Origin of the sequence: Neobacillus soli NBRC 102451, from assembly GCF_001591665.1 — a bacterium.
Classification (GTDB): Bacteria; Bacillota; Bacilli; order Bacillales; family Cytobacillaceae; genus Neobacillus; species Neobacillus soli.
Genome location: NZ_BCVI01000042.1, coordinates 56,892 through 72,375 on the forward strand (window position 1 = coordinate 56,892; position 15,484 = coordinate 72,375).

Sequence of the window (15,484 nt, forward strand, 5' to 3'; positions counted from 1 at the left end):
AATGACACAACTATGTTGGGGGACACCTGAGGAACTTCGTGGGCTTTTGTGCGAAGTAGTGAGCTGGAGAAGCATGACATTGACAGAGGGTGAACGTAATTTTCCTTCGAAAGTAGAAGCCAAACTGCGAGGGGTGGGCTATTTTCAGGCCAATCCTAATCATTTACAACTTCACGATGCTGATCAGGGCAGGCGGTTCTTAACGGCTTTATATAAACATCCTGATGCCAAAGAAACCATCGTTCTTATTAGTCACTTTGATACAGTAAATACAGAAGAATATGGTGATTTGGAGGCTTTTGCATATCAGCCGGAAGAGCTGACTAAATTGCTTCACGGAAGAATGAATGAGTTACCAGAAGATGCCCAAAAGGACCTTAAATCTGGAGAATATTTATTCGGCAGAGGCACGATGGATATGAAAATGGGACTTGTTATGCATATGGGATTAATCGAAAAAGCAACGGTCGAACAATGGCAGGTGAATCTTCTTTTGTTAACCGTGCCAGATGAGGAAGTAAATTCGTCTGGTATGCGTGCCGCGGTACCGAAATTATTAGAAATAAAGGAAAAGCATGATCTCACCTATAAGCTTTTCTTGAACGGAGAACCGGTATTTACACAAGAACCGGGCGACGGAAATTATTATGTATATTCAGGTTCCATAGGTAAAATTATGCCATCTGCACTTTTCTATGGGAAAGAGACACATGTTGGGGAACCTCTCAGTGGAATCACAGCACCCTATATTGCATCGTTTTTGACGCAGAGGATGGAGTGGAATATGAGTTTGCAAGAAACAGTGAGAGGTGAAACAACCCCGCTTCCGGTCACACTTCAACAAAAGGATTTAAAACTTGAATACTCTGTTCAAACACCATACCGTGCAGCAGCATTGTATAATGTGTTTTTAATGGAGCGGAATGCGGAAGAAATCATGGATCTTTTTGAAAAAGTTGCCGTCAACGCCGCTAGATCCTGCAACAAGAAGTATATGGAGGTCTGCAAAGAGCAGTCTGTCGACCCAGTTGGTGAAGTGAGTGTATTACGTTATGAAGTTTTACTAGAGCATGCGATTAATAAATTTGGAACGGATTTTGTCGAAGCAATCAAGGCTGCCATTCATGCACATCCTGAATGGGATGACCGAGAGAAATCCTTCCGAATTGCAGATACTTTAATGATTCAGTGTCAGGAACTTGCACCGGCGATGGTTTTGCTGTTTGCACCGCCTTATTATCCAGCGGTAAACTCTTCAAATGATGAACTTGTTATACAATGTGTGGACTACCTTAAGGAGCAAGGTCCTGCAAGATTTGATTTGGCCGTTCGGCAAGTTCACTATTTTAATGGGATTAGCGACTTAAGCTATGTAAATTATCAGGATGATGGGGAAGGATGGACGGTTTTCAAATCAAATACCCCGGTATGGGGCACCAGCTACAGCATCCCATTCGATGCAATGAAAGAACTTAAAGCTCCTGTCTTAAATGTCGGCCCGCTCGGGAAAGACGCCCACAAACGAACAGAGCGTCTCCATATGAAAAGTGCATTTGAAGAAGTTCCGGTACTTGTAGAAGGTATGATAAAAATGATGATTAATAATTAGGAAGGAACTGATTCGCCTCGTCGAATCAGTTTTTTTGTTTATCTTTTGTGGTGCCTGACACCTGATGTGTATAGAAATGGAAATGTGCTTGAAACCTATTGCTTTTTATTTCCAGTTATAATATACTACATTACAACACTAATGCACTATATTTGGAGAGGAGGAGAACGTTTGATTCTTAATCTGGACGGGACGAAGCCGATTTATTTGCAGATTTCTGAGTGGCTGGAGCGGGAGATTTTAAATGGAAACTTTGAAAGTGATCAAAAGATTTACTCGCAGTATCAGCTGGCGGAGATTTTTAATATTAATCCCGCAACGGCAGCTAAGGGTCTCAATATATTAGCAGATGAAAATATTCTTTATAAAAAGCGCGGGCTTGGGATGTTTGTGGCGAGCACCGCCAAAGAAATGATTCTTGACAAGCGGAAAAACCAAACGTTAAAACGGTTAGTAACGGAAATTGTCCTGGAGGCTGAACGTTTGAAAGTGAGCAAACAGGAATTAATCGAAATGATCAAAGCGGCAGACATTGGGGAGGTAGAGCAATGAATGTGATCGAGTGTAATAGATTGACGAAAGCTTATGGGGGAGCCAAAGCCTTAAACAACCTATCGTTTAAACTAGAAGAAAATAAAATTATCGGGCTCATTGGCCGAAATGGGGCTGGGAAAACTACGCTGTTAAAAATTATAGCCGGTTTTATGAAGGAAACCTCTGGGGAGATACAGGTTTTAGCAGAAAAACCCTTTAACAATCTAACGGTTTCAGCCAATGTCATCTTTATTCATGATCAAATGAATCTTCCAACAGCATTAAATCTAAAGGAAATTTTACAAGCGGCAGCCCGCTTTTATGAAAATTGGGATGATGAGCTGGCCAACCGTCTATTTGATTATTTCTCATTCAACTCATCCCAGCATTATCAAGGGCTTTCGAAGGGAATGAAAAGTACCTTTCATATGATTTTAGGATTATCTGCCCGATGTTCGTTAACGCTTTTTGATGAACCGACGACAGGGATGGATGCAGCGGTAAGGAAAGATTTTTATCGGGCCTTATTGAAGGACTATATTGCCCATCCCCGCACAATCATTATTTCAAGCCATCATTTGAATGAGATTGAGGATTTATTAGAAGATATTCTCCTTATCAAAGATGGGAAAGAGTATCTTCATCTGCCGGTAGCCGATTTGAAGGAATGGGCCATCGGTCTTCAAGGGAAGACGGCTGTCGTTGATGAATGGACACAGAATCAAGAGGTTATTTTTACAAAAAGCATAGGTATTGATCAGTCGTATGTCGTTGTTAGGAATCATTTTTCCGAAGCGGATTGGCAAACGGCCCGTACTGCGGGGGTCGTCCTCACACCAGTTACTTCTAGTGATCTTTGTGTTTATTTGACTAGTAAAACGACAGGGGGAATTGATGATGTCTTTAACTAAGGTTCGTCTGACAGATGTGGTGAAAAAACAATATGCCTATAAGCTGAAGGCATATATTCAAGTATTCACCACCCTTATCGCACTGCAGCTGTTAGCCATTTTCTTTTCATTGAATGGTGTCGGGTCAATGGGTTCGAGCAGTGAAAGTTTGGAAATGGATGTCCATTATTATTCAGCGGATATTGTTGTCTTTTTTACGATGCTATGGAGTTTTATTATCGCCATCCTTATTACGACAAAGGCTTATCGAAATGACGATTTTGTCTTTGTTACGAATAGGGTCAGCAGTAATCTATCGAATGCTTTGTTTTTACTGACGGCTAGCGTCATCGGCGGGGTAACGGCGATAATGTCCTCTTATTTAATGAAAGTAATCATGTATTTCTTTGTTGATGCGCAATATCTTAACGGCACGAGTATAATGGCTGCCCCAATGGAATGGCTATTGGGCATTTTCTCGACTACCTGCTACGTGTTCCTCTTAGGTGCGTTAGGTTATTGGGTCGGAACGCTGATTCAAATAAATAAAGCATTCGCTTTACTTTTGCCAGCCTTATTTTTCGGGGCATTCATTGTCGAGGGTACCGGGACGGCAAAGCTTGTGTCGACCGTATATGACTTTATTTTTACGGAGTCATCTATCCTTTTATTTATCGTCAAGATTATCGTTATTGCGGGTCTGCTTTTTTCAAGCAGCATGGTTTTTTCAAATAGAATGGAGGTTAAACAATGATTATGATCGCACCTTTTCTTATTATTCTTGTCATTGTAATCGTTGCTTTTATGGCCATATTTATGAAAAAGTCGGTAAACAAAAAAGGGAAATACGTCTATAGCAATCGGGTGCGCTGGATAGTAGGCGGCTATCTGGCAGTCCTACTAATCTGTGCGGGCATCGATATGGTTCATCCTTTTAAAGGAATGGCTGACTTGAAAAAGGTTAATACCGAAAAACTAAATAAAGAAAGTACAGATTTATACGATGCGGCTGTAGCCGGGAGAATTGATACGGTGGACAGCAAATATATCGATAAAAAGTGGGATCTCAGCTTTGAAGACCAAAAGTTAAATATTGCCGTTGAAAACGACGAATACTTTTATACACAGATATTTGTTGATAGAAAGAATTCAAATGATGATAAAATTGAAGCCATTTTTTATAAAACAAGAGCTAGTGCAAATGGGATGGATATTACCAAGCTGACGCACCCGATTCGTCTAGAATTAGCGGGGAATACATTGTTCTTAAAAAATCCAAAGAAAGTAAAACTTGAATTCACAACGTTTAATAATGTCTTTACGGTCAACCAATTTACCGGAGAGGATTCGTTATTCTCACACCATTCGGAGTTTTCCGGCGGGCAAAGCATCCTGTACTTGCGAATTCCAAAGGATCTTCAACTAATCGACAAATCAAACCTAAACCTCGAATATGTTGAATAGTTGTGCCTGACACCACCCGTAATAGCGTCTTTTCCCAGTATGATGGAATTTGAATTTATCATTAATAGAATCTAAATATTTAAGGTAAAAAGGATTAGTTGTATGAAACAAGAGGACGGAATAGCCTGCCGTCCTTTTTTGTTGGAATTTAGTAAAAAATTTAGTAAAATAATTGAATTGTTTTACTGATGGACGTAAAATAGGGTTACCGATAATTATTTAATTGATAGGGTTGGAGGACCATAATATGAACGTCACAACATTGAACAAAATATTTTTAGATATGTATCATGTTTTACCAAGAAAAGCCTTTTTTGCTCCTGGAAGGATTAATTTAATTGGCGAGCATACCGATTATAATGGAGGTCATGTGTTTCCATGTGCGATTACCTACGGAACCTATGCAGTAGCTAGGGAACGGGAGGACAAGGTTATTCGCCTGTACTCAACAAACTTCCCTGAAAGAGGAATCATTGAATTAGATTTAAACGAGCTAAATTATGATAAAGAGCACAATTGGGCTAACTATCCGACAGGAATGATTCGTTACATTCTTGAGGCGGGATATGAAATTCCATCCGGGTTTGATTGTGTCATTCAAGGCAATATACCAAATGGGGCAGGACTTTCTTCATCAGCCTCTATTGAGCTTCTAACCGGGGTGCTAATAAACGGCCTGTTTCAATTAGAAATTCCTCGACTTGATCTCATCAAGCTAGGCAAAAGAGTAGAGAATGAATTTATTGGTGTGAACAGCGGCATCATGGACCAGTTTGCGATTGGCATGGGTAGGAAGGATGCAGGAATTTTACTAGATTGCCAAACGCTGAAATATGAGTACGCACCCATTCACCTAGAAGATTACAAAATTTTAATCATGAATACGAATAAGCGAAGGGAATTAGCGGATTCGAAATATAATGAGCGAAGAGGAGAATGTGAAGAGGCACTGTTACTGTTGCAGCAAAAGCTTCCAATTGAAGCTCTTGGTCAGTTATCCGAAGCAGAGTTTGATGAAAATCAATACCTCATTACCAATGAAACTGTCCGCAAACGGGCAAAACATGCTGTCTATGAAAATGTGAGAACCATTAAGGCGCTTGAAGAGCTTAAGGCAGGAAATTTAAAGGCCTTTGGACAACTGATTAACCAATCACATGTATCTCTACGTGATGACTATGAGGTTACTGGGGTTGAGCTTGACAGTTTAGTAGAAGCGGCTTGGAGACAACCGGGAGTTCTTGGTGCGCGGATGACGGGTGCAGGATTCGGCGGCTGTGCCATCGCGATTGTAGAAAATGAAGAGGTTGAAAACTTTATTGCGAATGTTGGTGCAGCCTATCTTGAGAAAATTGGCTACAAGGCAGAGTTTTATGTAGCCAGCATCGGTGATGGGGCAAAAGAAATCCAACTGAAAGCAGCGATTTAAAAGGTAGTGGGATGGTAACTAACGAGAACATCGATTGATCAAATGATTAGCAATGCCTATAACTGGCATCAGCACCACCCTAATGGATATCAGAAATAGAGGCGATTATGATGATTTATCAACTAATTCAAGAACTAATCAATCGGGCACTTGCTGTCAAATTAATCGAGCGGGAAGACGAAATATATGCGCGTAATCAAATTCTTTCGCTTTTACAGCTAGCGGAATTTAAGGAAGTGGAAACAACCGAGTTTGCCATCCATGAAATTCCTGATTTATTGGAGTTAATCGTTGATTACGCTTGCAAGCAAGGAATAATCGAAGCTATTTTCGATGAGAAGGAGATTTTTTCAAGCAAAATTATGAATTGTTTACTTGCACGTCCTTCCAGTGTTAATCAGCTTTTTTATGAAAAATATAAACAAGACCCAAAAGCGGCGACGCAGTATTTTTATGAGTTAAGTAAAAATAGCAACTACATTCAAATGAAGCGAATTCGTAATAATATCGAGTATAAAACTGAAACAGAATATGGCGAACTAGACATTACGATTAATTTATCAAAACCGGAAAAAGACCCTAGAAGTATCGCGCTCGAGCGGTCGGTGCAGAAAACGGACTATCCGAAATGCTTGCTTTGTGTAGAAAATGAAGGATATGCGGGGAGAATCGGGTACCCTGCCCGCTCCAATCATCGGATGATTCGAGTTAGTCTATTAGAAAAAACGTGGTACTTGCAGTATTCACCGTATGTCTATTACAACGAGCATTGTATTGTGTTGTCAGAAAAACATACCGATATGGTTGTTAGTTCAACATCTTTCTTACGGCTGTTAAGCTTTGTTGAACAATTTCCGCATTATTTTGTCGGCTCAAATGCGGACCTGCCAATTGTGGGCGGCTCGATTTTATCCCATGATCATTATCAAGGCGGGAATTATCAATTTGCGATGGCGAAGGCGGGAGATGAGTGGACATTTAAAATGGCTGGGTATCCGAAGGTGGAGTGCGCTGTTGTTAAATGGCCTATGTCTGTCATTCGCCTGCGCTCCAATCAAATTAACGCGTTAGTTGAAGCTGGCTCACATATTTTTGAAAAATGGAAAACCTACAGTGATGAGGGTCTTGGGATCTTGGCCAGAACTGGAGAGGCCCCGCATAATACAGTCACACCAATTGCACGCAAAAATGGGGATGTATTTGAATTGGACTTGGTTCTTCGTAACAACCGGACGAGTGATGAGCATCCGCTTGGCATTTTCCACCCTCACGCCGATGTTCAGCATATTAAAAAGGAAAACATTGGGTTAATTGAGGTAATGGGGCTGGCTGTTTTACCAGCACGGTTAAAGGATGAACTGGCGGAAGTGGCTCAATACATTCTGGGAAAAAGAGCGGTTGTTGCGGATTATCATTTAAACTGGGCTGATGAGTTAAAGGCGCGCTACCACGAAGTGGCAAACGAGGTAAATATAGAATCGCAGGTAAGAGAAGAAGTTGGAAAGAAGTTTTTGCGCGTGCTGGAGGATGCTGGAGTGTTTAAGAAGAATGAAAAAGGTACGGCAGGATTCCAGCGATTCATTCAATCCTTATCCTAGGTTAGCGATAGGTGCAAATGCAGAATGGAACCTAAAATTTGTTGAATAAGTCCTTGAATTTGTAGAATAGGCTCTAAAATTTGAAGAATAAGTCCTTAGATTTGTAGGATAGTCTCTTATTTTTGAAGAATATCTCTTAAATTATGTCGTAAATACCTTGGCTTTTGTAGTAAAGGCTTGGATAAAGGGGCCAGGATCTATTGAATGGAGTGAAAATCGATGGAAATAATAGATAAAATATTCGGCACTTACAAGGGTGAGCCCATTACGGAGTATACCCTAGTCAATGATTACGGCATGACGGTCTCTTGCCTTAACTATGGTTGTGTCATTACTAAAATAATCGTCCCTGACCGTCATGGAAACCTCGAAAATGTTGTGCTGGGATTTGAAAACTTTGAAGACTATCCAGAATGGTCCCCCTATTTTGGAGCAGTTGTAGGACGTGTAGCTGGGAGAATCAATGGTGCCAGCTTTGAGTTGGACGGTAAAGAATACCGGCTTGCAGACAATGATTATCCCAATCATTTACACGGAGGTAAAAAGGGCTTTAACTCCGTGATTTGGCAAACCGAAATAGTTGAGGGAGAAAACGCTGTCGGTTTGAAGTTCTTTTATCAGAGTCCAGATGGAGAAGAAGGCTATCCTGGTAAGTTAGACACCACTGTTACGTACATGCTAAACAATAAAAATGAACTCGAAATTAGCTATGAAGGAAAAACGGATCAGAAAACGGTTGTCAACTTAACGAATCACTCGTATTTTAACTTAAGTGGAAATTTAAAAAGAGATTGTTCTGAACACATTCTTCAATTAGACAGCAATCAATATTTAGAGTTAGGCCAAGATTTAATCCCTACTGGTAAAATGCTCTGTACTAGAAATACCCCCTTTGATTTTAAGCATGGCAGAAGGCTGGGTTCTGGGATAAATTCGTCTCATCCGCAAAATGTGATTGCGGGTAATGGTTACGATCACCCGCTTGTTTTTACAAAACAGGGTGAAAATACAATTATGCTTAGCGATGAGGAAAGCGGTCGTTCGCTGCTTATTACCACCGATCAGCCATGTGTTGTCCTTTATTCAGGGAATTATTTAGCAGGCCTTTATTCCATAGCAGGTGTCAGAGCAAGAAACTATTTGGGTGTCTGCCTCGAAACGCAAGGATTTCCTGATGCTATCCATCATCCCGAGTTTCCCTCTGTCATTTTAAACCCAGAGGAAGTATACTATTCCAAAACAGTGTATCGTTTTTTTGCTAATACAGTAGGAGATTGATTATGGCTACCATCAAAGATATTGCACAAAATGCGGGGGTATCGATTGCCACTGTATCCCGTGTTTTGAATTATGATACAACACTTTCTGTAAGTGATGAAACGAAGAAGAGAATTTTCGAAGCGGCGGAAGAATTATCGTATAAAAAGAAACCAGCCCGCAAGCAAGAATCGAGAAAAATTGCCCTTCTGCAATGGTATACCGAAAAGGAAGAACTAGAAGATTTGTATTACATGTCGATCCGGCTCGGGGTAGAAAACCGCTGCCGTCATCATAATATTCACGTGGATAAATACTTTCAAGATAATTATCAGGATTTGAAAGAGGCCGATAACAAGGGACTTATCGCCATCGGGAAATTTAGTAACAAGCAAGTGGGTGAGCTGGTTTCGATTACTAAAAATATCGTCTTTGTTGATACCTCTCCGGATGAAGAGCGGTTTGATTCGATTGTCATTGACTTTGAAAAGGCAACGATGAAGGTACTTAATCATTTTCTTGAAAAGGGTCATAAACAAATTGGCTATATCGGCGGAAGAGAAGTTTTTAAAGACAAAACTTCCGTCATCGATGACCAAAGGGAATGGACATTCAGGCGCTATTTAGATGAAAAAGGATTATTGAATGAGACGTATATGTACCAAGGCACCTTCTCAGTGGATGATGGACATTCCCTCATGAAGAAGGCGATTCACGAACATGGCGACAACCTGCCAACCGCATTTTTTGCCGGGAATGATTCGATTGCAGTCGGTGCACTCAGGGCATTACTGGAAGAAGGGATTGCTGTTCCAGACCGTGTCAACATTATCGGTGTCAACGACATCAGTGTCTCCAAATACGTCTTCCCATCCTTAAGCACGGTCAAGGTTTACACTGAACTCATGGGCGAAAGCGCCGTTGACACACTTTTGGAGAGAATCGAAGGCAGAAAGACAGCAAAAAAGGTAATCATCGCAACCGAACTCATCCTAAGGAATAGTAGCTTTTAAGTAGCAGCTCACCAAAAACGTTGGTGAGCTTTTTGTCCGCCTGAGGCGGACAAAAAGGCTAAAGTGTCTTTTTGTGGTGCCTGACACCACATAGTTACTCCACACAGTGACACCGTATAGTAGCGCCACAAAATGTCAGGATATTTTCCATTGTTGATTTTGGGGTTGTTCCGTATAATATCTTTAGCTAGTTATGCAGAGGGATTGGGGATGTTTTATGAGCAGGTTATCTATTATGGCTTATACGTTTGGCACGCTATTTTTTCTTGTGAGCTGCTCATTTTCGATCGTTTATGGATATAAGGTCGTTACCCATGATTTACCTGACAAACAAGCAACGGCAGAAAAGTATAATTATCATTTTGTGCTTGTTCCAGAAGAGCTTGATAATGAGTATTGGCGCCTTGTTGAGAAAGGCGCCCAAACGGCAGCAAAAGATTATGGAGTTATGCTCGAATATGTGGGGCCGAAGCAAGCCAATATTGATGATCATTTAAAAACAATTGAAATGTCAGCGGCCTCAAAAGTCGATGGAATTATGACACAGGGATTGAGTGACGAACAATTTACACCGTTAATTAATCGGGTGGTTGCCGGTGGGATTCCTGTCATTACCGTTGATACGGATGCAGCAAATAGTAACCGGATGGCCTATATCGGAACGGACAATTATTATTCGGGATTTTTGGCCGGAAAGGCACTTATCGCGGATAAACTGGGTAAAGCCAACGTTGCAATCATTACGGGAAGTTTTTATGCGAACCATCAGCAGCAGCGTGTGAAGGGTTTTAAGGATGCGGTAAAAAAAGAAAAAGGAATCCATATCATCGATGTAGAAGAATCGGAGATTAGCCGAGTAAAAGCGGCGGAAAAGGCTTACCAAATATTGAAGGATCATCCCGAGGTCAATGCCTTTTACGGAACAAGTGCCTTAGATGGGATAGGAATTGCTCAGGTGGTCGAGAAATATAAAAAACAGGACCAAGTTTACATTATTGGCTTTGATACACTCCCCGAAACCATTGATTACATACGAAGGGGAACCATCAAGGCCACCGTTGTTCAAGAGCCGTTTGAAATGGGTTACAGTGCAGTGAAAATGATGATTGATCTAATCAAAGGAGAGTCAGTGCCTTCGGTTGTTCATACGGATACCCGAATTCTGAGAATAGTTGACTTACCTGTAAGTCAACTGGACAGAAAGGTGGAGAACCGCTGATGTTATTTCGAATCCGGTCGAAATTGCTGCTGTATTTCATCGTCCTTGTCGTTCTATTAACATCAGTCGGGTTGATCTTTTACAATAGCAGTGAAAAACTTGTAATAGAATATGATGAAAGCTTTGAACGATTTCTCTTGTTAAATGATATCTCGCAACGAAGTAATTTAATTACGGAAAAACTGCATGCGTATATTTTAGATAAGGAAGAATCCTATCTAGAAGACTATCGAAAAGAAAAGGTAAAATTGATAAAGGATCAAAAGAATCTTTATCAAAAAATGGACACCAATGATATAACACTCATTAATTATAAAAATATGATTGATAGCTTTTTGGATGAATGTGATGCAACTGTTAGTGCTTTTCAAAAGGACGATATTAACCACTACTCGAATCATTTTAATGAAGTATTGAAAATTGCCGCTTTCCTCCAAGACCGCACACTGGCACTGTTAAATAATAAACTGACCGACTATCAAAAGTTCTATGATCAAATGGAAATGCAAAACCATAATTATAAACTGATGTCTGTTTCCCTTTTTGCTGCGGCATTCTTCCTTAGTACTTTATTAGCGTTATGGATTTCGGGCGGGATTACTAAGCCAATCAGTTTGTTATCACAGGCTGCCAAGCAAATTTCAAAAGGGAATCTGTCGGGCGAAGATATAAAAATTACGACCAAGGACGAACTAAAGCCCTTAACAGAAACCTTCAACCAGATGCGGGCGAATTTACGGCAACTCGTTACGGAAATTAAAGAAAAGTCAGAATTAGATAAGCTTTTAAAAGAATTGGAGTTAAGGAGTCTGCAAAATCAAATTAATCCGCATTTCCTTTTCAATACATTGAATACGGTCTCAAAGATGGCCTATTTGGAAGAAGCGGAACAGACAACTAGATTGATTGAAGCGGTTGCAGCAATCCTTCGTTATAACCTTAGTGATTTTGATAAAGCTTCCACACTCAGGGATGAAGTAAGAATTGTTCAGGAATATTTTTATATCCAGCAAACACGCTTTGGAGAGCGGATTAAATTTATAACAGATATCGAGGATGATTGTTTAGATATTGACATGCCAAGTTTAATTTTGCAGCCATTAATTGAAAACGCCTTCATCCATGGGGTTGAATCTTATGAAGAAAATGGGGTAATCCGCCTCCATATTTACCGTCATGAACACCGAATTCACGTCGAAGTCATTGATAACGGGGGTGGAATGGATGAGCCTGTTAAAAATAGATTGCTAAACTACGCAGCAGGAACAGAAACGGAAGAGGTATTCGAACCTGAAAAAACAAAAGGTCACTCGACAGGGATTGGCGTGAAAAATGTGATTAGGAGGCTCCAGCTCTTTTACCTAAGAAATGACATGGTTGAAATCGAATCAGATCCTATGCAAGGGACAAATTTCAGACTGACAATTCCTGAAGCTGCAAAAGGGGGAAGCGCGCATGTTGAAAATTCTAATTGTTGATGATGAAGTCCTAGAACGGACAGCCTTAACCAAAATCATTAACGGCTCTTTAGAGGATGTAATCGTGATTGGCGAGGCTCCTAATGGAAGAAAAGCCATTGAAATGGCCCAAGAACATCGGCCGGATATCATTTTTATGGATATAAAAATGCCTGGAATTGATGGAGTTCAAGCTGTTAAAGCGATTAAAAAGTTTGATCCGAGCATTCGATTCATTATGGTTTCCGCCTTTAATACGTTCGAATACGCGAAAGAAGTAATGCAGCAGGGGGTCAAGGAATACATTCTAAAACCAAGCAGAAAGCAGGACATTCTTGCGGGCTTACAACGGGTTTCGGACGAAATCAAGGAGGAGCGCAAGCTAGTGGAGGAGAGGCAAAGCTTGCGGGAAAATTTGGACCGTGCTGTTTCTATTGCACAAAAGGAATGGGTTTCATCCCTATTATTGAACCAAGTTCAAGATATTACCTTTGATGAATGGGGTCAGCTGTTAGGGGTGGAAATTACCTCTGGTTATATTATGCTTTTTTCCCTTCTGCCTATGGGGGAAGCTGAACTGTCGGCAAGTGAAAAACATAATTGGTATCTATGGCTCAAGGATGTCCTTAAATCAGTGGTGAAAAAACAAGAGATGATGATTGGACCGATAACGGATTCACAAGTACCAGTATTATTCCTTTATAAAAAGGCAATGGAGAAAATCCATTATAAAACGACCGCACAGAAGGTCATTGAAAATCTAAATAGCCATTTCTGTAATATTCCAATTCGTGCGGAATTAAGGATTGGGGTCGGCCTCCCCTACAACCATGCCCATGAGCTAAATCAATCCTACCATGAAGCGGTAACGGCATTACAGCAACTTTTAAAAACTCCGACTCGAAGGTATTTGTTTGCTGTTAAACAAGGACCTGGCGAAATCCCTTCAGTATCAGGTGTGCTGGAAATTGAGAAAAAGCTCTTAGATGCCGTCCGGCAGGGGGATGTCAATCAAGTCTTATTTATATTTGATTCGTTTGCAACGAAGCTTGCCGCCAACAAGGAATTAAAAGAATCATTGGTGAAGAAGTCATTTGATGAATTGTTTATTCTCGTTTCCCGTATGCTCCATGATTTAGGCATCAGTTATGAACGAATGCCAGCGGTCGATGTGACAGAGGATCTGGCGGTGATTTTTGAAAAGGGAAAAGCCCATTTATTGGCAGTCGTCCACCATGTCCAGGTGTGGCGAAACAATCACGCCAAGGGAATGCTCCATAAAGCAAAGGAATATATTGAAAATCATTATGCAGATTCGATTACGTTGGAATTAGTGGCCGAGTATGTAGAGCTTAGCCCGTTTTATTTTAGCAAGTTATTTAAGGATCGGTTTGGGATGACCTTTATTGATTATTTGACGGAGTTAAGGATTAACCACGCAAAAATTGAAATGGTCGATCAAGGGAAAAGTTTAAAGGAAATCTGTTTTTCAATCGGCTACAAGGATCCGAACTATTTTAGCCGTGTGTTTAAAAAGCAAACAGGTTTATCCCCAACTGATTTTCGCAAAGCGACTGTGGGTTAGGGGAACAATCACTTTTTATAGACTACAATTGGCCGCTTCGCCCCGCGATGTGGTCTTATTGTTTTGAGGAGTCCCTGGAGTGCTACATAACAGTTGCAAAATAATCTAGATAATCGCAATAATGTGCTATTCTTTGGAACTATTACAAAGAATCTCCCCATGCTACCATATTTGTAAGGGCTTACACTAAGGCTGAGTTAAGCGTTGTTAGAAGCTGCTTACCAAAGTCTTTACTAAATAGTAAAAGGAGAATGACAACATGTTTAAAAAGAAAAAAGGTTTAATTCTATCTTTAACAGTTGCGTCTAGTATTCTATTAGCAACAGGCTGCAGCAGTTCAACCAGCGGTTCTGATTCTGGAAAAGGCAAGGACGGCGACCTTCCAGCAGTCGGTGCAACCATCTACAAGTTTGATGACAACTTTATGTCTTATGTCCGGCGTGCCATGGATACGGCCGCAAAGGGAAAAGTAAATTTAATGCTTAACGATTCGCAAAATGATCAATCAAAACAAATTGAACAGGTTGATACACTGATTGCCAAAGGAGCAAAATCGCTAGCCATCAATCTTGTTGATCCAAAAGCTGCTCAAACGATTATTGACAAAGCGAAACCAAAGAGTATTCCTGTTATTTTCTTTAATAAAGAGCCGGATGCCAGCGTATTAAAAGGCTACGATAAAGCTTACTATGTTGGAACAACTTCATCAGAATCAGGTGTTCTTCAAGGTGAATTAATCGCAAAAGCTTGGGAAGCCAACAAAGATAAATATGACAAAAATAAAGATGGTAAAATCCAATACGTGCTACTAAAAGGTGAACCAGGTCATCCGGATGCAGAGGCCCGTACGAAATTTGCTATTTCCACTGTCAAAGAAAAAGGAATCGATGTAGAAGAATTAGCCATGGATACTGGTATGTGGGATGCAACGAAAGCAACGGAAAAAATGGATGCATGGTTAGCGAAATATAATGACAAAATTGAATTCGTTATTGCTAATAATGATGGCATGGCATTAGGAGCAATCGCTTCACTTGAAAAAGCAGGATACTTCACTGGTGATAAGTTCATGCCTGTTGTCGGAGTTGACGCGATTCCAGAAGCCCTCGAAATGATTGAAAAAGGCAAAATGGTTGGTTCCGTATTGAATGACGCGAAAAACCAAGGAAAAGCAACAATTGATCTAGCGGCAAATGCAGCAAAGAGCAAAGATGTTTTAGACGGTACTGAATGGAAGCTAGACGATTCCAAAGCGGTTCGTGTTCCTTATATTATTGTCACAAAAGATAACATCCAGGTTGGAAGAGACGCTTATAAATAGACAGTAAGGAATGATGAAGCGCCTTGTCCTGGGGCTGGAATTTCAGTCCCTTGGCGCTCTTCGAACGAAGGAAAAGATCATGCTTTTCCTTCGTTCGGGGCATGGCTT

The 15,484-nt window shown here is 40.6% G+C and carries 13 protein-coding genes; all 13 read left to right on the top strand.

The annotated features are described in order from the left end of the window. The first annotated feature begins 1 nt into the window (after position 1). The gene (locus tag BSO02S_RS15475) at positions 2-1,609 is read left to right on the top strand and encodes a M20/M25/M40 family metallo-hydrolase (RefSeq protein WP_066069089.1); all 1,608 of its coding nucleotides are present in this window, start codon (positions 2-4) and stop codon (positions 1,607-1,609) included. Between the two features lie 171 nt (positions 1,610-1,780). Further along, a complete protein-coding gene (locus BSO02S_RS15480) occupies positions 1,781-2,161 on the top strand; it encodes a GntR family transcriptional regulator (protein WP_066069091.1) in 381 nt (126 codons plus the stop codon). After that, positions 2,158-3,054, top strand: a complete 897-nt coding sequence (locus BSO02S_RS15485) for an ATP-binding cassette domain-containing protein (protein WP_066069094.1) — start codon at positions 2,158-2,160, stop codon at positions 3,052-3,054. The genes BSO02S_RS15480 and BSO02S_RS15485 overlap by 4 nt, the downstream gene beginning before the upstream one ends. Continuing rightward, complete coding sequence (locus BSO02S_RS15490) at positions 3,041-3,787, top strand: hypothetical protein (protein ID WP_066069097.1); 747 nt, start codon at positions 3,041-3,043, stop codon at positions 3,785-3,787. Before BSO02S_RS15485 ends, BSO02S_RS15490 begins: the two co-directional genes overlap by 14 nt. Further along, positions 3,784-4,497, top strand: a complete 714-nt coding sequence (locus tag BSO02S_RS15495) for a hypothetical protein (protein ID WP_066069100.1) — start codon at positions 3,784-3,786, stop codon at positions 4,495-4,497. Before BSO02S_RS15490 ends, BSO02S_RS15495 begins: the two co-directional genes overlap by 4 nt. Before the next feature lie 247 nt (positions 4,498-4,744). After that, a complete protein-coding gene (locus BSO02S_RS15500) occupies positions 4,745-5,926 on the top strand; it encodes a galactokinase (protein ID WP_066069103.1) in 1,182 nt (393 codons plus the stop codon). A 110-nt stretch (positions 5,927-6,036) separates the two neighbouring features. Then, a complete protein-coding gene (gene galT, locus BSO02S_RS15505) occupies positions 6,037-7,524 on the top strand; it encodes a UDP-glucose--hexose-1-phosphate uridylyltransferase (protein WP_066069106.1) in 1,488 nt (495 codons plus the stop codon). A 219-nt stretch (positions 7,525-7,743) separates the two neighbouring features. Next, entirely contained in the window at positions 7,744-8,802 is a 1,059-nt protein-coding gene (locus tag BSO02S_RS15510; protein WP_066069107.1) for an aldose epimerase family protein, read from the top strand. A 2-nt stretch (positions 8,803-8,804) separates the two neighbouring features. Then, the gene (locus tag BSO02S_RS15515; protein WP_066069110.1) at positions 8,805-9,794 is read left to right on the top strand and encodes a LacI family DNA-binding transcriptional regulator; all 990 of its coding nucleotides are present in this window, start codon (positions 8,805-8,807) and stop codon (positions 9,792-9,794) included. Positions 9,795-10,011: 217 nt separating this feature from the next. Beyond that, complete coding sequence (locus BSO02S_RS15520) at positions 10,012-11,013, top strand: sugar-binding protein (protein WP_066069113.1); 1,002 nt, start codon at positions 10,012-10,014, stop codon at positions 11,011-11,013. Then, positions 11,013-12,491: a sensor histidine kinase gene (locus BSO02S_RS15525; RefSeq protein WP_066069123.1), complete on the top strand. Its 1,479-nt coding sequence runs from the start codon at positions 11,013-11,015 to the stop codon at positions 12,489-12,491. Before BSO02S_RS15520 ends, BSO02S_RS15525 begins: the two co-directional genes overlap by 1 nt. Next, on the top strand, positions 12,469-14,055 hold the full coding sequence (locus BSO02S_RS15530) for a response regulator transcription factor (RefSeq protein WP_066069126.1): 1,587 nt from the start codon (positions 12,469-12,471) through the stop codon (positions 14,053-14,055). Before BSO02S_RS15525 ends, BSO02S_RS15530 begins: the two co-directional genes overlap by 23 nt. Before the next feature lie 259 nt (positions 14,056-14,314). Continuing rightward, on the top strand, positions 14,315-15,376 hold the full coding sequence (gene mglB / locus BSO02S_RS15535) for a galactose/glucose ABC transporter substrate-binding protein MglB (protein ID WP_066069129.1): 1,062 nt from the start codon (positions 14,315-14,317) through the stop codon (positions 15,374-15,376). Positions 15,377-15,484: the final 108 nt, after the last annotated feature.